17 protein-coding genes and 2 pseudogenes are annotated in these 20,144 nt (G+C 71.5%); 10 read left to right on the top strand and 9 right to left on the bottom strand.

The genetic code is table 11. The features are described 5' to 3' along the window. Position 1: 1 nt before the first annotated feature. From ACGFZA_RS39710 to ACGFZA_RS39700, 3 genes are read right to left on the bottom strand one after another with little or no spacing between them, the layout of a single operon-like run. Positions 2–427, bottom strand: coding sequence for a DUF742 domain-containing protein (locus ACGFZA_RS39710; RefSeq protein ID WP_393685695.1), 426 nt, complete (start codon positions 425–427; stop codon positions 2–4). Continuing rightward, positions 424–861, bottom strand: coding sequence for a roadblock/LC7 domain-containing protein (locus ACGFZA_RS39705; RefSeq protein ID WP_385285745.1), 438 nt, complete (start codon positions 859–861; stop codon positions 424–426). The genes ACGFZA_RS39710 and ACGFZA_RS39705 overlap by 4 nt, the downstream gene beginning before the upstream one ends. Further along, positions 858–3,722: a nitrate- and nitrite sensing domain-containing protein gene (locus tag ACGFZA_RS39700; protein ID WP_393685693.1), complete on the bottom strand. Its 2,865-nt coding sequence runs from the start codon at positions 3,720–3,722 to the stop codon at positions 858–860. Before ACGFZA_RS39700 ends, ACGFZA_RS39705 begins: the two co-directional genes overlap by 4 nt. 725 nt (positions 3,723–4,447) lie before the next feature. Between ACGFZA_RS39700 and ACGFZA_RS39695 the strand changes: the two genes are divergently transcribed. Genes ACGFZA_RS39695 through mnhG form a run of 6 tightly spaced genes read left to right on the top strand, consistent with a single transcriptional unit; the run spans position 4,448 to position 10,967 of the window. Continuing rightward, a complete protein-coding gene (locus ACGFZA_RS39695; RefSeq protein ID WP_385285748.1) occupies positions 4,448–7,366 on the top strand; it encodes a Na+/H+ antiporter subunit A in 2,919 nt (972 codons plus the stop codon). After that, positions 7,363–7,992 (top strand): Na(+)/H(+) antiporter subunit C, encoded by a 630-nt coding sequence (locus ACGFZA_RS39690; RefSeq protein WP_385285750.1) that lies wholly within the window; start codon positions 7,363–7,365, stop codon positions 7,990–7,992. Before ACGFZA_RS39695 ends, ACGFZA_RS39690 begins: the two co-directional genes overlap by 4 nt. Further along, positions 7,989–9,644 (top strand): Na+/H+ antiporter subunit D, encoded by a 1,656-nt coding sequence (locus ACGFZA_RS39685; RefSeq protein ID WP_393685690.1) that lies wholly within the window; start codon positions 7,989–7,991, stop codon positions 9,642–9,644. Before ACGFZA_RS39690 ends, ACGFZA_RS39685 begins: the two co-directional genes overlap by 4 nt. Further along, entirely contained in the window at positions 9,641–10,285 is a 645-nt protein-coding gene (locus tag ACGFZA_RS39680) for a Na+/H+ antiporter subunit E (protein WP_385285754.1), read from the top strand. The genes ACGFZA_RS39685 and ACGFZA_RS39680 overlap by 4 nt, the downstream gene beginning before the upstream one ends. Continuing rightward, positions 10,282–10,617: a monovalent cation/H+ antiporter complex subunit F gene (locus tag ACGFZA_RS39675; RefSeq protein WP_385285756.1), complete on the top strand. Its 336-nt coding sequence runs from the start codon at positions 10,282–10,284 to the stop codon at positions 10,615–10,617. Before ACGFZA_RS39680 ends, ACGFZA_RS39675 begins: the two co-directional genes overlap by 4 nt. Then, positions 10,614–10,967, top strand: coding sequence for a monovalent cation/H(+) antiporter subunit G (mnhG, locus tag ACGFZA_RS39670; protein ID WP_385285758.1), 354 nt, complete (start codon positions 10,614–10,616; stop codon positions 10,965–10,967). The genes ACGFZA_RS39675 and mnhG overlap by 4 nt, the downstream gene beginning before the upstream one ends. A 36-nt stretch (positions 10,968–11,003) precedes the next feature. Here the strand turns inward: mnhG and ACGFZA_RS39665 are convergent, their stop codons facing one another. Together ACGFZA_RS39665 and ACGFZA_RS39660 are read right to left on the bottom strand one after the other, a co-directional pair. Further along, positions 11,004–11,504: a DUF6069 family protein gene (locus ACGFZA_RS39665; RefSeq protein WP_393685687.1), complete on the bottom strand. Its 501-nt coding sequence runs from the start codon at positions 11,502–11,504 to the stop codon at positions 11,004–11,006. A 150-nt stretch (positions 11,505–11,654) separates the two neighbouring features. Further along, on the bottom strand, positions 11,655–12,221 hold the full coding sequence (locus ACGFZA_RS39660; protein WP_385285760.1) for a MarR family winged helix-turn-helix transcriptional regulator: 567 nt from the start codon (positions 12,219–12,221) through the stop codon (positions 11,655–11,657). A 46-nt stretch (positions 12,222–12,267) separates the two neighbouring features. Between ACGFZA_RS39660 and ACGFZA_RS39655 the strand changes: the two genes are divergently transcribed. From ACGFZA_RS39655 to ACGFZA_RS39645, 3 genes are all read left to right on the top strand, one after another. After that, positions 12,268–13,581, top strand: a complete 1,314-nt coding sequence (locus tag ACGFZA_RS39655; RefSeq protein ID WP_393685685.1) for a multidrug effflux MFS transporter — start codon at positions 12,268–12,270, stop codon at positions 13,579–13,581. A 106-nt stretch (positions 13,582–13,687) separates the two neighbouring features. After that, the gene (locus ACGFZA_RS39650) at positions 13,688–14,803 is read left to right on the top strand and encodes a P1 family peptidase (RefSeq protein WP_393685750.1); all 1,116 of its coding nucleotides are present in this window, start codon (positions 13,688–13,690) and stop codon (positions 14,801–14,803) included. Between the two features lie 282 nt (positions 14,804–15,085). Beyond that, positions 15,086–15,826: a 3-keto-5-aminohexanoate cleavage protein gene (locus ACGFZA_RS39645; protein ID WP_393685683.1), complete on the top strand. Its 741-nt coding sequence runs from the start codon at positions 15,086–15,088 to the stop codon at positions 15,824–15,826. Here ACGFZA_RS39645 and ACGFZA_RS39640 read toward each other — a convergent pair. Beyond that, positions 15,827–16,827 (bottom strand): annotated as a pseudogene (locus ACGFZA_RS39640) (IS5 family transposase). 72 nt (positions 16,828–16,899) lie between these two features. After that, a complete protein-coding gene (locus tag ACGFZA_RS39635) occupies positions 16,900–18,162 on the bottom strand; it encodes an alpha/beta hydrolase family protein (RefSeq protein WP_393685681.1) in 1,263 nt (420 codons plus the stop codon). A 36-nt stretch (positions 18,163–18,198) separates the two neighbouring features. Here ACGFZA_RS39635 and ACGFZA_RS39630 point away from each other — a divergent pair, with 36 nt between their 5' ends. Next, positions 18,199–18,744 carry a helix-turn-helix domain-containing protein gene (locus tag ACGFZA_RS39630; RefSeq protein WP_385285766.1) on the top strand — a complete coding sequence of 182 codons (546 nt, stop codon included), beginning with the start codon at positions 18,199–18,201 and terminating at the stop codon, positions 18,742–18,744. Between the two features lie 109 nt (positions 18,745–18,853). On the opposite strand, the gene ACGFZA_RS39625 is transcribed toward ACGFZA_RS39630, so the two are convergent. Together ACGFZA_RS39625 and ACGFZA_RS39620 are read right to left on the bottom strand one after the other, a co-directional pair. After that, positions 18,854–19,645, bottom strand: coding sequence for an ABC transporter permease (locus ACGFZA_RS39625; protein WP_393685678.1), 792 nt, complete (start codon positions 19,643–19,645; stop codon positions 18,854–18,856). Further along, positions 19,642–20,144: pseudogene (locus tag ACGFZA_RS39620) on the bottom strand (ABC transporter); the annotation flags it as partial. The gene ACGFZA_RS39625 and the pseudogene ACGFZA_RS39620, both read right to left, overlap by 4 nt.

Genomic DNA, 20,144 nt, shown 5'->3' with positions numbered 1-20,144 from the left:
CTCAGAGTCTCCCGAGTCCGTCGCGAAGGGCGGCCAGCATTCCCATGTCGGCGCCGCCGGCCGCCCGGGCCACCGAAAGGGGCGCACGGGCGAGCAGCAGGCCCTGGGCGACCAGGTCCGCCAGCAGGATCTTGGTCACCGTGACCGGGAGGTTGAGGTCCGCGGAGACCTCGGCGACGGCGGCAGGGTGCCGGCAGCGGTCCAGGATCATCCGGTGCTCCGGCTGGAGCCTGCCCGGATGGACCGCCGCGCCGTGCCCGTCCCGGGGGTCGTTCGCGGTGGTCAGCACGGTGATGAGGGTCAGGTCGTCCCGCTCGGGCGCGGTCCGGCCACGGGTGATGGTGTACGGGCGCACCATGGTGCCCGCCCCGTCCTCCCCGTCCGCCCAGCCCTCATCGGCCTCCTCGTCCTCCCAGGGCGGGGTCACGGGCGCGGCCCGTCCCCGCCGCCGAAGGCGTTGAAGTCGTTCCGCACGGGAGTGGTGAGCTTCTGGCCGACCTGCTGGACGAGGTTGTGCATGGCGAGCGACATGATCTCGGCGTCCACCTCCTGGGAGGCGACGACGGCCAGATGGGTGCCCTGGGCGGCCGAGATGATGAAGAGCCACAGATCCGACAGCTCGACGATCACCTGGTGCACGCCACCACCGTTGAAGAGCTGGCCCACACCGCGGGCCAGGCTCTGCTGGCCGGTGCAGATGGCGGCCAGCCGCTCGGCGTCGGACCGCTCGACGGTGCGCGAGTGGCTCACCACCAGGCCGTCGTCGGAGAGCAGCACGGCATTGAGGGTCTCGGCCACCGAGTCCACCAGACCGTCGAGCAGCCAGTCGAGGTCCTGGTGAGTGGCGGTTGTGCGTGTCATGGCCGTTCTTCTCTCGTGGGGAGGGGTGCGGGAGGGGCGGGCTGCGTCGGCGGCTCGTCGGTCGCGCGGGCGGCGCGGGACCGACGCTGGAAGGCTCCGATGGCGGCACCGGCGCGGCGGGGGGCCGGCCGGGGCACCGGGGTCTCGGACCGGCTCGGCGGCTGAGGCGCGGCAGGCCCGGAGGCCGGGTCGATCCGCAGTTCGTCCGCGAGGCTGGCCTGTCGTACCCGGCGCGGCAACGGGGGTTCCGCGGCGGGTGCCGCCGGCAGCGCGGGCCGCCCCGGCCCGCTCTCCCGGCCGGTCGTGCCCGCAACCGGGGGTGCCGGATGGTCGGGTTCGGCCACCGGCAGCCGCCCCGGATGTCCGGCGGCCGGTTCCGGCTGCCGGGGCCCGGGGACCGGGAAGCCGGTCCGGTCGGGGACGCCCGCCCCGTACGGTCCCGGGAGCGACTGGTGCGCAGTCATGTACGGCTCCTCGGGCGTCCGGTAGGGCTGGTGCGGAACCGGGTACTGGCCTTCGGCCTTCATGTACGGCTCCTCGGCACCGGCGTACGGGTCCTGGGGGGAGCCGCCGTACGCGGACCCGCCCCGGTTGCCGTACCCGTTCGGTTCCGCGCCGCCGTACGGGGACGCCGGCGCGCCGAGGTCGTACGTACTCCCCGTCGTGCCTCCGGCGTAGGGCGTGTACGCGGTCCCCAGGTTACCGAACAGGTCGTCGGCGGGGGCCGGCTGCGGCTGCTCCTCCCGGTCGGGGAAGGGCTCGTCCGCCACCGTGTACGGCGCACCGGTGGTCTCGAACGGTGCGCTCGCGGCGTGCAGTGCCGTGACCCCGGCGAGCGCCTGACCGCGACCGCGGCTGGGCAGTGCGTCGGCGTCGCGGGTCGGGGCGGGGACCGGGGCCGGTTCGGCGCCCATGTCCTCGGGGGACGGCACGGCCACCGGACCCGAGTGCGGACCGGGGACGGTGAGCGCGTCGGGGACGAGCACGACGACCCGGGTGCCGCCGAAGGCCGAGTGACGGAACTCCACCCGCAGGCCGTGCTGGTCGGCGAGGCGAGCGATCACGTACAGACCGAGCCGGATGTCGTCGGAGTGCGCCAGCACGTCCATCCGGGGCGGCCTGTTCATCAGCTCGTTGGCCTCGGCGAGCTGGTCCTCCTCCATGCCGAGCCCGCGGTCCTCGACCTCGATGGCCAGGCCCCGGCTGACCCGGGCAGCCCTGACCTCGACGGGACTGGGCGGCTTGGAGAAGGTGAGGGCGTTCTCGATCAGCTCCGCCAGCACATGGGAGACCGGGCCGACGGCCCGCTCCGAGAGCCATGGCGCGCCGTCCAGATCGAGCACCACGCGCCGGTAGTCCTGCACTTCGCCCTGGGCGGAGCGCATGACGTCCAGCAGCGGTACGGGCTTGCGCCAGCGCCGGTGCGGGGAGCCGCCCGCGAGGATCACGAGGTTCTCCTCGTAGCGCCGGAGGCGGGCGGTGAGGTGGTCGAGGTCGAAGAGGCCGTCCAGCACCTCGGGGTCCTCGTGCTTGCGCTCCAGCTCGTCCAGCTTCTTCAGCTGCTGGCCGATCAGCTGCTGGGTGCGGCGCGCGATGCGCTGCAGCAGCCGCTCGAAGCCGCGGTGCTGGTCGGCCTGTTTGACGGCGGCCTGAAGCGCACTGGTGCGTGCCAGGTCGAGCGCGTCACCGAGCTGGGTCAGCTCGTCGGACTTGCTGTCGGCCTTGCGGTCGTGCCCGATGGCACGGGCCTCGGCCTCGACATCGATGCGTTCGCCCTTGGAGAGCCGCTCGACGACGTCGGGCAGCGACTTCTCCAGTTCCTCGGCGCGCTCCTGCAGCCGGCCGATCCGGCGGCGCAGGTTGCGGGTGAGGCGCCAGGTGATCCAGATGACCGCGACGACGGCGAGCAGGCCGACGACCGTGGTGATCACGATCCGGATCAGCAGGGAGATGACACTGTCCTTGCCGTTCGCGACGACCAGATCGGTGCGGTGCTCCATGAGCTTGACCAGTTGGGGCGTGACCTCGTCCATCGCGCCGCGCCAGGTCTTCTCCTGGGCACCGAGGCGCACGAAGCCGGAGCTGTCCGGATCGGCGGGCCGCAGCACCTCGGTCTCCACCTGGGTCTTGGTCTTCCAGGCCGAACTGGCCGCGATCTCCTCCCACATGGCCTTCTCGTCCGCCGGAAGGTAGGGGACGACCTTCGTGGCGTACTGGAAGGACTGGCCGGAAACGGCCTGCCGCACCTCCTGGAGGTCCTCCGTGCTCAGCTTGCCCTGGGGCCAGCCACGGGCCAGCAGCGCGTCCGAGCGCGAGATCATCTCCTTGGCCCAGAACAGGTCGACCAGCGGCTGCGAGAGCGTGGTGATCTGGCCGTTGTCCACATGGCTGAGCGCGGTGAAGAGCTTCAGGTCGACGGAGATCAGGTCCGTGTAGTAGCGGTACACGGCCTTCTGCTGGTCGTTGTCGCCCTCGTCGACGAGGGTGCGCTGCGCCGGGAGTTGGGTGATCGCCGTCCGTGCCTGGACGACCGCCTCCCGGACCTCGTCGGGGGCGTCGTCGGTGGCGATGTCGGAGAGGGACTGGAAGCCGGCGATCGCTTCGTCGGTGAGCCCGCGCTGCTTGCGCAGTGCGTCGGTGACACCTCCGTGCCTGGCCAGAGCCTCGGCGCTGAGCCGCCGTTCCTCCTGCAGGTTGTAGTAGACGATGTTGGACGGCTGGCCGGCCTTCTGGGCCAACTGCCCCTGGGCTGCCTGCCTCTGGAAGTCGAGCAGAGTCTGACCACTGGTGACGGCCCAGAGGGCGGCCAGTGCTACACCGGGGACGATGGCCAAGACGAGCAGGGCCGTCCGCAGCGACATTGTGGTCGAGTCGCTCCGCCGTGACGCGCGCGTGCGCAGGGCATGCTCCTTGACGTGATGCCAGCCTCGCGACTGGCCAAATCCGTTGGAAACTTCGACAGATAGATATTAGTCACACTGCAAAAAAGGAAAGGAAGCGGGCTCACATGTGCAACACCGATCACTCACAGAATCACCATCAACGCGCGGAGCTGTCCGGAAAGTGACGTTACGGCGTCGGCTGCACGGGGCGGTCGCGTCGATGAGGGGAGGCGTGGGGGAGTCCGCACGGGAACGGGGATGACGGCCCATCACCGCCCGGTGCGTCAGACGCCGTCGCCCGCGTCCGTGTGTATCCGTGCCCATGTGTCCACACTCGTCGGCTCCACTCCCGCCCGTCCGTCCGGGGCGGGTCGGAGGAGGGTCGGCCGCAACTGATCCCAGTGCGCGGCAGCGGGCGCGGCGCGCCGTACGGGTGAAGCGGGGCCGGGGATATATCTGTACTTAGTGCTCATTGTCTGTTCTGTGCCTTCTCGTGCCACACCCCCCGGTGCCGCGACCGGTCGCGCGGCGACCTCCGGTGCCGTGTCCCGTCGTGCGGAGACCGCGACCACCACAGTGCCCGTGACCCGCCGTGCCGTGATCCGCCGTGCGGCAGACCCTCGTGCCGCATCGCCCGGTGCGGCACGGGTGGCAGGGCCCCGGGCCTCCTCGCCGGACGGGCGCGGGGCACGCCGCGAGGCCGCATGACCGCGCTCGTCATCTGCCACTTCGTCCTCGCCGCGTGCGCCCGCCCGCTGGTGCGGTGGCTCGGCGCGCGCGCCTTCGTGGTCCTCGCGCTGCCTCCCGCAGCCACCACCTGCTGGGCGTTCGCCCAGTGGGACACCGCCGCCTCGGGCGCCTCGGTCAGCTGGTCGTGGACCTGGATCCCCGCGTACGACGTCTCCGTCGCCCTGCGCCTGGACGCGCTCGCCGAACTCATGGTGCTGCTCGCGGCGGGCGTCGGCACGCTCGTCCTGCTCTACTGCGCCTCCTACTTCAGCGACGACACCCCGCGACTGGCGGGATTCGCGGGAAACCTGCTCGCCTTCGCCGGTGCCATGCTCGCCCTCGTCCTCAGTGACGACCTGATCTCGCTCTATGTGTTCTGGGAGCTGACCACGGTCTTCTCCTACCTGCTGATCGGATTCGACAGCGAGCAGCGGCACAGCCGTCGCTCCGCACTCCAGGCGCTCACCGTCACCACCTTCGGCGGACTGGCCATGCTGGTCGGCTTCCTGATCATCGGTCAGGTGGCGGGCACCTACCGCGTCTCCGCGATCGTCGCCGACCCGCCAGGAGCGAGCCTCGCCGTCTCCGTGGCCGTGGTCCTGATCCTGTGCGGTGCCCTGTCGAAATCGGCGATCTGGCCGTTCAGCCTCTGGCTCCCGAACGCCATGGCCGCGCCCACACCCGTCAGCGCGTACCTGCACGCCGCGGCCATGGTCAAGGCCGGCGTCTACCTGGTTGCCCGGCTGGCTCCCGGCTTCGCCGACGTACCCGTCTGGCGGCCCGTCGTGATGATCCTCGGCGCCGCGACGATGCTGCTCGGCGGCTGGCGGGCCCTGCGGCTCCACGACCTGAAGCTCGTCCTGGCCTACGGCACCGTCAGCCAGCTCGGCTTCCTCACCCTGCTCGCCGGCGTCGGCAACCGCGATGCGGCGCTGGCCGCCGCCGTCATGATCCTCGGTCACGCCCTGTTCAAGGCGCCGCTGTTCCTCGTCACCGGCATCGTCGACCACGCCGCGGGCACCAGGGACCTGCGCAGACTCTCCGGCGTGGGGCGGTCGCTGCCGCACGTGTGCGCCGTCGCCGTGATCGCCGCCGCCTCCATGGCCGCACTGCCCCCGCTGCTCGGCTTCGCCGCGAAAGAGGCCGCCTTCGACGCGTTGATGCACGGCGACACCGCGGACCGCTGGGCGCTGGCCGTCACGGTGGCGGGCTCGATGCTGACCGTCGCGTACACCGTCCGCTTCGTCTGGGGCGCCTTCTGGCGCAAGCCCGGTGTCGCCGACACCCCGGTCCACCGGGTCGGCTGGGCCTTCCTCACCCCGCCCGGCCTGCTCGCCGCCTGCGGACTGGTGCTGGGCCCCGGCGTCGGGTGGACCGACCGGCTGCTGAGCGCGTACGCCGACTCCTTCCCCGCCTCCGCCCACCCGTACCACCTCGCGCTCTGGCACGGCTGGGGCACCGCGCTGCTGCTGTCGGCCGTCGCCACGGCGGGCGGTGCGGTGCTCTTCGCCGCGCGCGGCCCGGTCACCCGCCTCTCCCGGCGGATCGCCTGGCCGACCGCGGACAGCGTCTTCGGCCATCTGCTGCTCGGCCTCGAACGGCTCTCGCTCCAGATCACCGGTTTCGTCCAGCGCGGCTCGCTCTCCGTCTACCTCGCCACCACCCTGCTCGTGATGCTCGCCGGCCAGCTCGCCGTGCTCGGCGCCGACCGGCCCTGGCGCGGCGCTCCGGCACCGCGGCTCTGGGACGTACCGCTGCAGGGCGCCGTCGCGGCGCTGACCTGTGCGGCGGCGCTCTTCTGCCTGACCGTCAGGCGGCGCATGAAGGCCGTGGTGCTGGCCGGACTCACCGGATACGGGACCGCGTTGCTCTTCGTCGTCCAGGGTGCACCGGACCTGGCGCTCACGCAGTTCTGCGTGGAGACCGTGTCGATGATCGTGTTCGTGCTCGTGCTGCGGCGGATGCCGGTGCACTTCCAGGAGTCGATGAGCACCTGGCGGCGTGCCGTCCGCATCCCGGTGGCGCTGGCCGCAGCGGCCACCCTGAGTGTGGTGGTGTGGGTCGCGGCGGCCGCGCGCACCGCGGAACCGGCGGGCGCCGCCATGGTCGAGGAGACCGCGCACCACGGCCTCAAGGACGTGGTGGCCACGATCCTGGTGGACCTGCGGGCCTGGGACACGATGGGGGAGTCCGCCGTTCTGGCCGCCGCGGCGATCGGCGTGACGAGCCTGATCTACCTGCACCGCCGCGCCGAGGGAGCGGCGGCGCCGCCCGAGCTGCAGGGACTCACCGCCTGGTCGGACACCACGACCCGGCTGACGGGACTGCCGCACGGCGACGAAGGAGCGCCGGAGCGCAGCTGGCTGGCGGCCGGCGCCACGCTCGCCCCCGAGCACCGCTCCGTCGTGTTCGAGGTGGTGGCCCGGCTGCTGTTCCACCCGATCCTGGTGCTCTCGGTCTATCTGCTGTTCTGCGCCGAGAACATGCCGGGCGGCGGATTCGTCGCCGGACTGGTCGCCGGGGTCGCGCTGATCACCCGCTACCTGGCGGGCGGCCGCTTCGAACTCGCCGAGGCCGCGCCCCTGCAGCCCGGACTGTTCACGGGCCTCGGCCTGTTCCTGTCCACCGGAGTGGCCCTGCTCGGCCTCACCGACGGCACGGTCCTGCACGCCTGGACCCACCACGGACACCTCCCGCTGATCGGCGACTACCACTTCGGTACCCCGGTGATCTTCGACTGCGGGGTCTATCTGCTGGTCCTGGGCGTGGTGCTGGACATCGTGCGGGCCCTCGGAGCCAAGGTCGACCGCCAGATCGAGCGCGCCGCCGCCGAGCAGGCGGCCGCAGGGCGCGAGGCCGGCCCCGCCCCCGAAACGGGAGGCGCCACCCCATGACCGTCAGCGCCTCGCTCCTCGCCACCGCCGCGGTCCTGTGCGCGGTCGGCGGCATCCTCATGCTCACCCGTCCCCTCACCCGGATCCTGCTGGGCGCGGTGATCGCGGGCAACGGCATCAACCTGCTCGTCCTGTCCGCCACCGGATCGGCCGGCCGCGAACCCCTGCTCTACGGCGTCGACCTGAGCCGGGTCACCGACCCGCTGCCCCAGGCCATCGCCCTCACCGCGATCGTCATCACGCTGGCCACCACCGCGTTCCTCCTCGCCATGGCCTACCGCAGCCACCAGCTGACCGGCACGGACGAGGTGCACGACGACGACGAGGACCGGCGCATCGTGCTGCGCGCCGAGGTCCTGGGGGAGCGCGACGAACTGCGCCAGCAGTACCGGGCCGAGTCCGAGCGCACGGCCGAGGCCCGCCGCCGCTACCGCGAGGAGCGCCGCCGCCTGCGGGCCAGACTGCGCGCCGACCGCGCCCTCCAGGCCCGCGGCCGGGACGCGAGCGGGGACCTGTGGCACGACGTCCTGGGCGCGGACCCGGAGGACTACGCGGCGCAACAGTCCGCTCAGGGGCCCGAGACCCCCACCGCCCCCGACGACGCGAACCGAGGAGACACCGGGTGAACGCACTCGTCCCGCTGCCGGTGCTGCTGCCGCTCTGCGCCACCGGCCTGAGCCTCGCCTTCGGCACCCGGCTCAAACAGTTCCAGCGCTTCATCAGCGTCGCCGTACTCACCGCCGTACTGGGACTCTCCGTCGCCCTGATAATCGGCGCCGACACGAACGGCCCGCTCACCGTGCACCTCGGCGACTTCGCCCCGCCGCTCGGCATCACCCTGGTCGCGGACCGGCTCTCCGGACTGATGCTGACCGTCTCCTCGGCCGTCACCCTCTGCGTCCTCGTCTACTCCCTGGGCCAGGGCATGGCCGACCGGGACGAGGAGACACCGGTCGCCGTCTTCCACCCCGCCTACCTGATCCTGGTCGCCGGCGTCTCCTGCACCTTCCTCGCCGGTGACCTCGTCAACCTGTACGTCGGCTTCGAGATCATGCTGGTCGCCAGCTTCGTCCTGCTCACCCTCGGCGGCACCGGCCCGCGGATCCGGGCGGGCTCCACGTACGTGATCATCTCCCTGTTCTCCTCGATGCTCTTCCTCACCGCCATCGCCATGACGTACGCGGCCACCGGCACCGCCAACTTCGCCCAGCTGGCCGGCCGCCTCGCCGGACTCCCGCTGGGCGTCCAGACCCTGATCCAGGCGATGCTGCTGACCGTCTTCGCCATCAAGGCCGCGGTCTTCCCCCTCGCCGCCTGGCTCCCCGACTCCTACCCGACCGCGCCCGCCCCCGTCACCGCGGTCTTCGCCGGGCTGCTGACCAAGGTCGGCGTCTACTGCATGCTGCGTACCGAGACCCTGCTCTTCCCCGGCAACCGGCTCGGCGACCTGCTGATGACCGCTGCACTCGCCTCGATGGTCGTCGGCATCCTGGGCGCCGTCGCACAGACCGACCTGAAGAGGCTGCTCTCCTTCACCCTCATCAGCCACATCGGCTACATGGTCTTCGGGATCGGCCTCGCCACCCGGCAGGCGTACGGCGGCGCCATCGTCTACGTCGTCCACCACATCACCGTCCAGACCACGCTGTTCCTGGTGGCCGGACTGATCGAACGCCGGGGCGGCACCACCGAGCTGACCCGGCTGGGCGGCCTCGCCAGAGCCGCTCCGCTGCTGGCCGTCCTCTTCTTCGTACCCGCGATGAACCTGGCCGGCATCCCCCCGCTCTCCGGCTTCATCGGGAAGCTCGGACTCATGCGGGCCGGTGTCGCCGACGGCAGCGTCTGGGCCTGGATCCTCGTCATCGGGTCCACGGCGACCAGCCTGCTCACCCTGTACGTGATGGCCAAGGTCTGGAACCTCGCGTTCTGGCGGGCCGCACCTCCCGGCCAGGCCGCGGACGGCACGGTCCTGGAGTCGGACGACGACAGTGGCGACGACGACAGCGACGAGGGCCCGGACCGGATGCCCGGCACCGGCGACGAAGGGGTACGCCCCCGCCACGAGCCGGCCGGGCGCGCGGTCGCGGCCACCCTCCACGGCCATGCCGTCACCACCACGACCAAGCTGCCGCACCTGATGATCTGGGCCACCGCCGCCACGGTCGCACTGGGCCTCGCCTTCACCGTGTTCGCCGGACCGCTGACCTCGTACACCGACCGGTCGGCCGCCGAACTCATCGCGCGCGTCCCCTACATCGAGGCGGTGCTCGGCCGGTGAAACGCCTGATCACGTTCCCCTACCGGAACAAGAACCTGCCACCCCTCAGCCTGGAGTTCGGCACCCGCCGGCCGCGTGTCCTCGACCTCCCGCTGATCGCCTGGCTCACCGTCATCTGGGTCCTGCTCTGGTCCAGCCTGAACTGGGCCAACGTGCTCACCGGTGTGGTGGTCGCGGTGGTCGTCTGTCTGGCCTTCCCCCTGCCGCAGGTCGATCTGGGGCTGCGGCTGCACCCCTGGGGCATCCTGCGGCTGGCCGCCTATCTGCTCTACGACATGTACACCTCCGGCGTGAAGGTGACCCGGCAGATCTTCGCGGACCACCCCCACCGGCCCGCCGTCATCGCCGTGCCCCTGCGCTGCCGCTCGGACCTGATGCTCACCGCGACCGCCGTGGCGGTGTCGAACGTGCCGGGCGGCTCGGTCGTCGAGGTGCGCCGTGCCACCGCCACCGTCTTCGTGCACGTCCTCGACGCGGACCGGCCCGCCGAACTGGTCGCGGCGCGGCGTTCCGTATGGCGCATGGAGGAACTGACCGTCCGGGCCTTCGGCACCCGCGACGAGATCGACCGGGTCGCCGGGCCGCCCCCGTCCGCACCGCACACCGGCGAGCGGCCGGGAGACCAGGAGGAGGGCGCATGAGCGCACCGGAGACCGTCGACCGGGTCCTGCTGACCGCGGCCGTCGTGCTGATCGTCGTCGCCGGGGCGGGTCTGCTGCTCCGTATCCGGCGCGGTCCCTCGATGCTGGACAGGGCGCTCTCACTGGATGTCTGCGCGGCGCTCATCATCGCCGGGCTCGGCGCCAAGTCGGCCTTCGCGCGGGACCCGTTCTACTTCCCGATCATGCTGGTGCTGGCCTTCCTCGGCTTCACCGGATCGGTCGGCATCGCGCGCTTCATCGCGGTACGCGACCGGCCGCCGGGCCGCCCCGGCACGGACGGCGACCGGCGGAACGGCAAGGAGGCACCGTGAGTCTCTGGCTTCAGATCGCCGACACGGCGGGCGCGGTCCTGGTGCTGATCGGCGCGGCCGTCTGCCTGCTCGGCGTGATCGGCATGCTGCGGCTGCCGGACGTCCTGTCCCGCAGCCACGCGGCGACCAAGCCGCAGTCCCTGGGCCTGCTGCTGGTGCTGGCCGGGGTCGCGCTGCGGCTGCGCAGCGGCATGGACCTCGCGACGCTGGCACTGATCGGCTTCTTCCAGCTGATGACGGGACCGGTGGCAGCGCACCTGGTCGCGCGCTCCGCGTACCGCACGGGCCAGATCGACCACAGCGAGCTGCTCTTCGACGAACTCGACGAGCAGCTCACCGAGGAGAGCTGAGCCGGTCCGTACTGCGGGCGCTTCGTGCTGAGCCCGTCAGTACTGCGGGCGCATCGCGCTGCGCCCGGCGGCGGACAGCAGGGAGCCGATCGCGATCCCGATGACGAGATACAGCGCCGCCGAGCCGATCCTGGCGTCCAGCGGGGCGGAGGTGGTGAAGGGCAGCAGCACCATGACGGCGGTGGCGAGCGAGACGATCCACACGAAGAACGTGCCCGGCTGCGGTGTCGCCAGCATGAGCACGTGCAGCAGAGCCGTGGCCACCAGGGCGGCGAGCGCCGCGCCCGTGGCCAGCACCCCGGTCGAGGCGTCGCCCATCGCACCGTCACCTTCCGGCGCGAAGACGGGAATCCCCAGCACACCGCGGATCAGCAGCACCCCGACGACGGCGGTGAGCGCGGCCACGACGGCGGTCATGGCACCGCCCGCCCACAGCCGTCCCGCGTCGACACGGGGGGCCTGCGGCCGGGGCCGGTTCTGGGGCGGTACGTATCCGGTCCGCTGCGACTGCCACTCGTAACCGTCCTGTGGGTCCATGACAGACCTCTCCCCTCGCTCGACCGAATCCCGATCGTCGAACGGCCGCCGCGGAACGGCGACCGGCGTGGCCCGAACAGGTGACGCGGGTGGGGCGGACCCCGGGGCGGCCGGGGGACGGGCGGGTGTCTGCCCCCGGGGGTGCCTCGGCTACTCCCGTTCGGCCGCGTCGTCCTGGGGCCCGCGGAGCTTGCTGAGGCCGAGACCGATGTCGCGTCCGCGTCCGCCGTTGGCCAGGCCGTCCTCCATCACCTCGGCGAGGAGGGCGAGGGCGTCGACCACCCTGGCCCGGTCCTCGCCGAGACCGGCCAGCAGTTCCGCCTCGGTGGTGAGCTGGAGCGGGAACATCCGGTCGATCGCCTGCTTTCCCGACTCCGTGATCGTCACGAATGCGGCGCGCCGGTCGGCGGGGTTCGGAGTGCGTTCGATGTGGCCGCGCTTCTCCAGCTTGGCCAGCGTCTTGCTGACCCCGGCGCGCGACATCCCCATGTTGTCGGCCAGCCGGCGGGCGATGGCCGGCTCGGTCGCGTGGCGGAGCGGGATGAGCAGATCGGCCTCGGGAATGGTCAGGGGAGCGCCCTCGTAGACCGGCTCCAGGGCACGGTCGAAGAGCGCGGACACCTGCTTGACGAGGCCCACGACCTCCATGGCGGAGGCGTCGAGCCCAGGATTGTGACGGACCCAGTCGTCGCGGACACCATCGGGATGGGACTGCACCAGCACTCCTTTGTTAACCAGTGAACCATCAGTTATCTTTCTGTTCATGCTATCCCCTTCCCCCGCCTCCGACGAGGCGGTGTCCCGGGCTGCCCGGACCTCGTCCGGCCCGCAGCCGTCAGCCCCGTCCGTCTCCCCCCGGCAGGCCGGTGCGCTGATCGCCGTACTGGGCGCGCTCACCGCCGTGGCCCCGCTGGCCACCGACATGTACGTGCCCGGATTCCCCTCGATGGGCACCACGCTGCACGCGAGCAGTCCGGCCGTGCAGCTCACGCTGACGTCCTTCCTGGTCGGCATGGTCGTGGGCCAGCTGCTGATCGGCCCGCTGAGCGACGGCTGGGGCCGCCGCAGGCTCCTGCTCGCCGGATCGGCCGGCTTCGTCCTCTTCTCCCTGCTGTGCGCCCTCGCACCGAACGTGGAACTGCTCACCGCCGGCCGCTTCCTCCAGGGGTTCGCCGGTGCGGCCGGCATGGTGCTCGCCCGCGCGGTGATCACCGACTGCTTCCGCGGGGCGGACGTACCCCGCTACTTCGCGCTGCTCTCGCAGATCCTCGGCATCGCGCCGATCGCCGCGCCCGTCATCGGCGGCGCGGTCCTGTCGCTCTCGACCTGGCGTGCCGTCTTCGTCGTCCTCGCCGTTCTCGGCGCGCTGCTGGTGTTCGCCGTAGTGAAGAAGGTCCCCGAGACGCTGCCGCCCGAACGCCGGCACGGCGGAGGGCTCGGCGGCACCTTCCGCACCATGGGCACGCTGCTCAAGCACCGCGCCTTCATGGGGTACGTCCTGGTGCTCGGCTTCACCTCGGCGGCCCTGTTCGCCTACATCAGCGGCTCCAGTTTCGTCTTCCAGAACGTGCACGGTGTGTCGCCCACCGCCTATTCGCTGATCTTCGCGTCGAACGCCGTGGGCATGCTGATCGCCGGAGTCACCTTCGCGCGGCTCTCCGTTCGGGTCCGGCTGAACACGCTCCTGGTCGCCGGGCTCGGCATCTCCGGCATCGGAGCCGTGGCCCTGCTCGTCCTCCCGCCGGTGGCGGGGGAGAACCTGGCCGTCAGCTGGATCTGCCTCTTCGTCGCCATCTCCGGCATCGCGGTGATCTTCCCCTCGACCATGAGCATCGGCCAGAGCCTGGGCCGCAGCGCACCGGGTGCCGCCTCGGCGCTCATCGGCGGACTCCAGTTCCTGTTCGGCGCCGCGGCCTCGCCCCTCGTCGGCCTCTTCGGCGAGGACAGCGCGACTCCCATGGCTGCCGTCATTCTCATCTCCCTCGCCCTGGCGGGCGTCTGCCTCGTTCTGCTCGCGCGGCCGTGGCTGAGTCACGGCGAGGTCGTCCCCGAGCCGGTCGGAAGCGACAGGGCCTGACGGGCGGCGCACCCTGCCCGCGCTGTTCCGGGCCCAACGGTGTTCCCGTAGCCTCTGCCCGCACGGTGACGACAGCGCGCGGGAGGAACCAGTGGACGACAACCGAATGAGGGCACGCGAGTTGGGCCTGCCCCTCACCGGCGAAACCGGCCCCTGGAACGCGATCACGGATGTCCCCGGCGTCGAGGTGGGCTATGTGACCCTCTGCGAGGGCGACGACGTACGCACCGGAGTCACCGCCCTCCTCCCGCGCGGCAGGGACGGCGTGGGCACGCCCTGCTCGGCCGGCTGGCACTCGTTCAACGGCAACGGCGAGATGACCGGCACCGCCTGGATCGAGGAGAGCGGATCGCTCGCCGTCCCCGTGGTCATCACCAACACCTACGCGGTCGGCCCGGTCCACCGCGGCGTCGTCGAATGGGTGCGCGCCAACCGCCGCGACATGGCCCCCGAGTGGCTGCTGCCGGTGGTCACCGAGACCTGGGACGGCCACCTCAACGACATCCACGGCGCGGCGGTGGAGCCCCGCCACGCGGCGGACGCCATCGAGGCGGCGTCCTCGGGACCGGTCGAGGAGGGGTGCGTCGGCGGCGGTACGGGCATGCGCTGCTACGGCTTCAAGGGCGGCTCGGGGACCGCTTCGCGGGTGGTGGACCACGGCGAGGACCGCTACACCGTGGGCGCCTTCGTGCAGGCCAACTTCGGCGCACGGCGCGAACTGGTGGTGGCCGGAGTCCCGGTGGGCCGCGAACTGCCCGACGGGCCCGGGCCGGAGCCGGACGGCGAGCGCCAGGTCCCGCCCGGGGCCGGCTCGGTGATCGTGGTCGTCGCCACCGACGCACCCCTGCTGCCGGGCCAGTGCAAGGCGCTGGCACGGCGGGCGACCCTCGGCCTCGCCCGCACCGGTACCACAGGCAGCCACTTCTCCGGCGACATCTTCCTGGCCTTCTCCACGGCCAACTCGGGCGCCCTGACCAGTACGTTCCCCGAGGACGACGGCAGCGCCCCGTACGAGTCCATGCGTTTCGTGCCATGGGGCCGGATGGACCGCTTCTACGGCGCGGTGGTCGAGTCCGTGGAGGAGGCGGTCCTCAACGTGCTCACGGGCGCGCACGCGATGACCGGCCGCGCCGGGCATCACGTCCCGGCGCTGCCGCTGGACCGGGTGTCCGAACTACTGGCGGCGCGGGGCGTCGGCGGCGCGGCGCGGACGGTGAGCTGATCCGGGCGTTCCGCGCGGAGATGACAGCCGGCAGCCGGTGAACACGGCCCGGACGAGTCCCCGCGCTCGCCCCGGTGGCATGGGCGCCGGCACGTGCGTGGCAGGGGGGCAGGTGGTACGTACGTCCTGACCGGCCCGGCGCCATGGCCCGGGTCCGTCGCGCCGGCCCGGCCCCGCACTGGGGCGCGTATCGAGTCGTGATCATTCCGTGAGAGTCGAACTAGGTCTGAGTCCGGTCACCTGCTTCGAAACGTCCCAGTCGCGACCTGCGAAGATGACACCATGCTGCAGGTATGTCTCAACGGCGCTCGAAGCCGCGCCGAGTGTTCCCATCTCCCGGTGACCCCCGACGAACTGGCGACAGCTGCCCGTGAGGCTGTCGCCGCCGGCGCCGAGGACATCCATCTGCACCCCAAGGACCGCGACGGCCGGGACACGCTGGACGCCGCCGCCGTCGCCGCCGCTCTCAACGCGGTCCGGGCCGCAGTCCCGGGCGTCCCCGTCGGGGTCACCACCGGCGCGTGGGCCACGGCGGACCCTCAGGCCCGCGCTGCGCAGGTCCGGGACTGGAACGTGCTCCCCGACCACGCCTCCGTCAACTGGCATGAGGACGGCGCAACCGACGTGGCCGCGGCCTTGCTGGATCGGGAGGTCGGTATCGAAGCCGGCATCTACTCCGGTACTCCCGCGGCGCGACGGTTCCTGGACTGGCCCGAATCCCACCGAGTCCTGCGCATCCTGGCCGAGATCACCGAGACCGCCCCGCAAGATGCGGTCCACACCGCTGCCGGACTGCTGGGCGAACTCGGATCAGCCGCCACGCCAGTCCTCCTGCACGGCGAAGAAGGCGCTGCCTGGCCCATCCTCCGCCTCGGGGCCTCCCGCGGCCTGGGCATCCGAATCGGCCTGGAAGACGTGCTCCACCTTCCCGATGGCACTCCTGCCCCGGACAACGCCGCCCTCGTCCGCGTGGCCCGCGAGACCATCGAGCACTCGCGCAGGGTACGCCTCGGCCAGTCGTGATCACGTGCTCCGCGTGAGCTCTTCGACCCAGATCGTGGAGGCGTGGAGGTGGAGGCCGGCCTGGTAGCTCTCGGGGGTCTTGTCATAGCGGGTGGCAATGCCGCGCCAGGCTTTCAGCTTGTTGATCAGGCGCTCGACGGTGTTCCTCGCCTTGTAGAGCTCAGCGTCGTGACCGACCGGGCGGCCGCCCCGGCTGCCCTTCTTCTTCCGGTTGGCGGCCTGGTCCCTCTTCACCGGGATGACGGCCTTGATCCGGCGTTCGCGCAGGTAGGAGCGGTTACCGCGGGAGGAGTACGCCTTGTCCCCGGCGACCGCATCCGGCCGGGTGCGCGGACGCCCGAGGGGGCCGCGCACCCGGATCTTCTGCAGCACGGGGATGAACTGAGGGCTGTCGGCGGCTTGTCCGGTGGTCAGGATGATCGCCAGTGGGCGGCACTTGCGGCCGACGGCGACGTGGACCTTGCTGGTCTGCCCGCCGCGCGAGCGTCCCAGCCGCGCGGCCTTCAGTCGGACCCTGTGCCGACGCCGGATGCGTCTTCGTTCTTCGCGGGCGGGGTCGCTTTCGGTGTCATGTCCGGCTTGTCCTTCCGTGCTACCCCCTTTTGGCGGGCCTTCTCCTCCTCTGCGGCGGCCTTCTCCAAGGCGGCCAGGACTTCGTCGTCCAGGTGCATCCCGGCGGCGTCGTGGTGGGCGCGGGCTGTGGTGGAGTCCACGCTGACCAGCCACAAGCCCACCTCGCCCCTCTTGGCGGCCTCGGCGATCAGGCCCTCCATCAGGGCCTCGAAGACCCCGGCGTCCCGCCATTGGCGGAAACGGTTGTGGACGGTGGGTCAGGGGCCGAACTCGGACGGCATCTCCCGCCACTGCCCGCCCGGCCCGAACCGCCAGATCACCCCCTCGAACTGCTGCCGCAGCCGCTCGGGGTACGGGCCGCACCTGCCTGTCGGTAGATACGGCGCGATGAACTCCCGTTCCACATCGCTCAGTTGCGCTCGCGTCATGAAAGCGATCCATCAGTAGGCCCGGCACCGCGCGGGAGAGTCCCACGGATTGATCACGACTCGATACAAGCCCTAGCGCCGCGCCAGCCAGTCCGCGATCTCGTCCACCACCGTGACGTCGACGTGACCCGGCCGGGCGTACTGGGCGGGGGCGGACGGCTCCCGGCCGCCGAAGAAGAAGTGGTCGGCGTCCGGATGGACCCGGATCACCACGTCGGGCCGCTCCGCCAGTGCCCGCTGCCAGTGCGTCAGGTCGTCGGCGACGGTCACCTGGTAGTCCCGGCCGCCCTGAAGGATCAGCATCGGGCAGGAGAGTCCCGCCGCCGTGGCCACCGGATCGTAGGTCCGCAGGTCGAGCCAGTACGAGCCGGAGAAGCCGAAGGGCAGCAGCTCCGACGGTGTGTCGGGCCCGAGACCGGGGTCCGCCACCAGAGCCGCCTGCCGGGTGAGCGCCTCGACTGCCGCGTCCATGGCCGGGCCGGGCGCCATGGCGGCAAGGCGGCGGGCCACCCGTACGGCCGCTTCGTGCATCGGCTGGGCATCCGCCGCGAGCAGGATGAGGCCGGCGAGCGACGGGTCTGCTGCGGCGGCCCTGGGTGCCACCTTGCCGCCCATGCTGTGGCCGAGGAGGTGGACGCGGCCGGCGTCCACCCCGGGCTGCCGGCGGAGCATCCGGACGGCGGCGAGCGCATACGGCAGGTACTCGTCGGCCATCGTGAAGTCCGGCGGCAGACCGCCCGGCCGCGCGAAGGTGATCTTGTCGAACCGCAGCACGGCCACCTGCCGTGAGGCGAGTCCCCAAGCAAGGTCCTTGAGCGGCTTGTTGGGGCCACTGCTCTCGTCCCGGTCGAACGCGCCGCCGCCGCCGAGCAGCACCACGGCGGGCCACGGCCCGGGGCCTGCGGGCAGGCTCAGCGTTCCCGGCACGGCGAGCGGCCCGGTGCCGACCACGACGTCCCGCTCGGTGAACCGGTCCGGTTGCGCGTAGGGCGGGGGCTGCCACGCGCCGCCACCGTCGGCATCGAATCGCAGACCGTGCAGCAGTCCGTCGTCGCCCACCGACGTCACCACGGTGAAGCTTCCGCCGGGGCACGTCACGGGAATGCGCACGCGCACCGGAACGGCGTCACCGGGCGCCCGGACCGGCGTTCCGATCTTCCCGGGCCCGCCCCGCCCTGCCGACTCGGCCGCCCACGCGAGCCGCAACGCCTCAGCGGACACGGCAGCGCGCAAGGGAGGCGCGAACAACTCCGCCATCTCGGCGAAACGCTCCGCCCGCAGCAGCGCGGCGAAGCCCTGAGCCACACCGAGCGCCTTCACTTCATCCGTTCGCATGATTGAGAAAGGTAGCAGCCATGAGAAAGTGCGGGCATGAACTCCCTGAAGCTGCTCGCCCACCCCATCCGGCTGAGGGTCATTCACGCGATGGGTGGGGGAAGGGTGATGACGACCACGCAGATCTGTGCCCGGATCCCCGAGGCGTCCAAGGCCACGGTGTACCGCCATGTCGACCTCCTGGCGGCAGCAGGGGTCCTGGAGGTGGCTGAGGAGCAGAGGGTGCGAGGTGCCGTCCAGCGCCACTACCGGCTGCGCCGGGACCGTGCCGTGATCGGTTCCGATGCGGTCCGCGACCTCACCCCGGACGACCACCGGCAGGCTTTCGCCACTGCGATGACGGCGCTGCTCGCCGAGTTCGACGGCTATCTCGACCGCGACGGGGCCGACCCCGTCGCCGACCGGGTGGGCTACCGGCAGCATGCTCTCTGGCTCAGCCCGGGGGAGCTCGACGAACTGATCGCCGAGCTGCGCGCGGCCATCGCCCCGAAACTGTTCAACCGGCCGAACCCCGAGCGGGCGCAGTATCTGCTGAGCCCGATCCACTTCCCCGTGGAGGAACCGCAACGAGAGACCGAGTAGCGCCGCGGAGCCGTGCCGGAGGCGCCGGGGACCAACGGCGGCCTCCCATCAGCGTGACCACCCACCGTGACCTGCCGGCAGGGTGATCCGGTCGTGGGTGCCCGCGTCGTCAGCTCGGGTCGCTGTTGAACTTCGAGACCGACCAGAAGTAGCCGAGGACGGTGAGGCCCAGGCACCAGCCGATGGCGATCCACCCGTTGTTGCCGATCTCGGTGCCGAGGAGCAGGCCCCGGAGGGTTTCGATGGCGGGGGTGAAGGGCTGGTACTCGGCGATCGGCCGGAACCAGCCCGGCATGGTGTCGACGGGGATGAAGGCACTGGACAGGAGCGGCAGCAGGATCATGGGCAGTGCGTTGTTGCTGGCGGCTTCGGCGTTGGGGCTGATGAGGCCCATACCGACGGCGATCCAGGTGAATGCGGTGGCGAAGAGGACGAGCAGCCCGAACGCGGCGAGCCACTCCAGGGCGGTGGCGTCCGTGGACCGGAAGCCGATGGCCACGCCGACGGCGCCGACGAGGACCACGCTGGCCACACATTGCAGGACGCTGCCGACGACGTGCCCGATGAGTACGGAGGCGCGGTGGATGGCCATCGTGCGGAAGCGGGCGATGATGCCTTCGGTCATGTCGTTGGAGACGGAGACGGCGGTGCCGATGGTGGTGCTGCCGATGGTCATGAGCAGGAGACCGGGGACGATGTAGGCGATGTAGGCGGACCGGTCGGCACTTCCGCCGCCGATGCCGGCGCTCATGACGTCGCCGAAGATGTAGACGAAGAGCAGGAGCAGCATGATCGGTGTGAGGAGCAGGTTCAGGGTCATCGAGGGGTAGCGCCGGGCGTGCAGGAGATTGCGGCGCAGCATCGTGGACGAGTCGCGGACGGCGAGGGCGAGGGCGCTCATCGGGCTGTCTCCTTGGGCTGGTCGGTCTGGCTCGGCAGGGTGGCGGCGCTGGTCAGGGCGAAGAACACGTCGTCGAGGTCGGGGGTGTGCACGGTCAGTTCGTCGGCCTCGATGCCGGCGGTGTCGAGCCAGTCGAGGATGGCGCGCAGTTCGCGCTGGGTGCCGCCGCTGGGGATGTGCAGGGAGAGGGCCTCGTCGTCGGGGGTGGCCTCGCGCAGGGCGGCGGTGGCGGACCGGTAGGTGGCGGGGTCGGTGAAGCGGAGCCGGACGTGTCCGCCGGGGACGATGCGTTTGAGTTCTTCGGCGGTGCCTTCGGCGGCGATCTTTCCGTTGTGCAGTACGGCGATGCGGTCGGCGAGTTCGTCGGCTTCGTCGAGGTACTGGGTGGTGAGCAGGACGGTGACGCCGTCGGAGACGAGGCGGCGGATGATCTGCCACATGTTGTGGCGTGAGCGGGGGTCGAGGCCGGTGGTGGGTTCGTCGAGGAAGATGATGCGGG

This window comes from Streptomyces sp. NPDC048211, assembly GCF_043202315.1.
Lineage (GTDB): Bacteria > Actinomycetota > Actinomycetes > Streptomycetales > Streptomycetaceae > Streptomyces.
Note: the sequence above shows the minus strand (reverse complement) of the source record. Positions and strands in the feature narration are given on the sequence as shown.

Excerpts from the sequence above, each read along its gene's own strand:
- ACGFZA_RS39705 (WP_385285745.1), bottom strand. The coding sequence starts at position 861 with ATGACACGCACAACCGCCACTCACCAGGACCTCGACTGGCTGCTCGAC.
- ACGFZA_RS39700 (WP_393685693.1), bottom strand. The coding sequence starts at position 3,722 with ATGTCGCTGCGGACGGCCCTGCTCGTCTTGGCCATCGTCCCCGGTGTA.
- ACGFZA_RS39695 (WP_385285748.1), top strand. The coding sequence starts at position 4,448 with ATGACCGCGCTCGTCATCTGCCACTTCGTCCTCGCCGCGTGCGCCCGC.
- ACGFZA_RS39690 (WP_385285750.1), top strand. The coding sequence starts at position 7,363 with ATGACCGTCAGCGCCTCGCTCCTCGCCACCGCCGCGGTCCTGTGCGCG.
- ACGFZA_RS39675 (WP_385285756.1), top strand. The coding sequence starts at position 10,282 with ATGAGCGCACCGGAGACCGTCGACCGGGTCCTGCTGACCGCGGCCGTC.
- ACGFZA_RS39665 (WP_393685687.1), bottom strand. The coding sequence starts at position 11,504 with ATGGACCCACAGGACGGTTACGAGTGGCAGTCGCAGCGGACCGGATAC.
- ACGFZA_RS39655 (WP_393685685.1), top strand. The coding sequence starts at position 12,268 with ATGCTATCCCCTTCCCCCGCCTCCGACGAGGCGGTGTCCCGGGCTGCC.
- ACGFZA_RS39650 (WP_393685750.1), top strand. The coding sequence starts at position 13,688 with ATGAGGGCACGCGAGTTGGGCCTGCCCCTCACCGGCGAAACCGGCCCC.
- ACGFZA_RS39645 (WP_393685683.1), top strand. The coding sequence starts at position 15,086 with ATGCTGCAGGTATGTCTCAACGGCGCTCGAAGCCGCGCCGAGTGTTCC.
- ACGFZA_RS39635 (WP_393685681.1), bottom strand. The coding sequence starts at position 18,162 with ATGCGAACGGATGAAGTGAAGGCGCTCGGTGTGGCTCAGGGCTTCGCC.
- ACGFZA_RS39630 (WP_385285766.1), top strand. The coding sequence starts at position 18,199 with ATGAACTCCCTGAAGCTGCTCGCCCACCCCATCCGGCTGAGGGTCATT.
- ACGFZA_RS39625 (WP_393685678.1), bottom strand. The coding sequence starts at position 19,645 with ATGAGCGCCCTCGCCCTCGCCGTCCGCGACTCGTCCACGATGCTGCGC.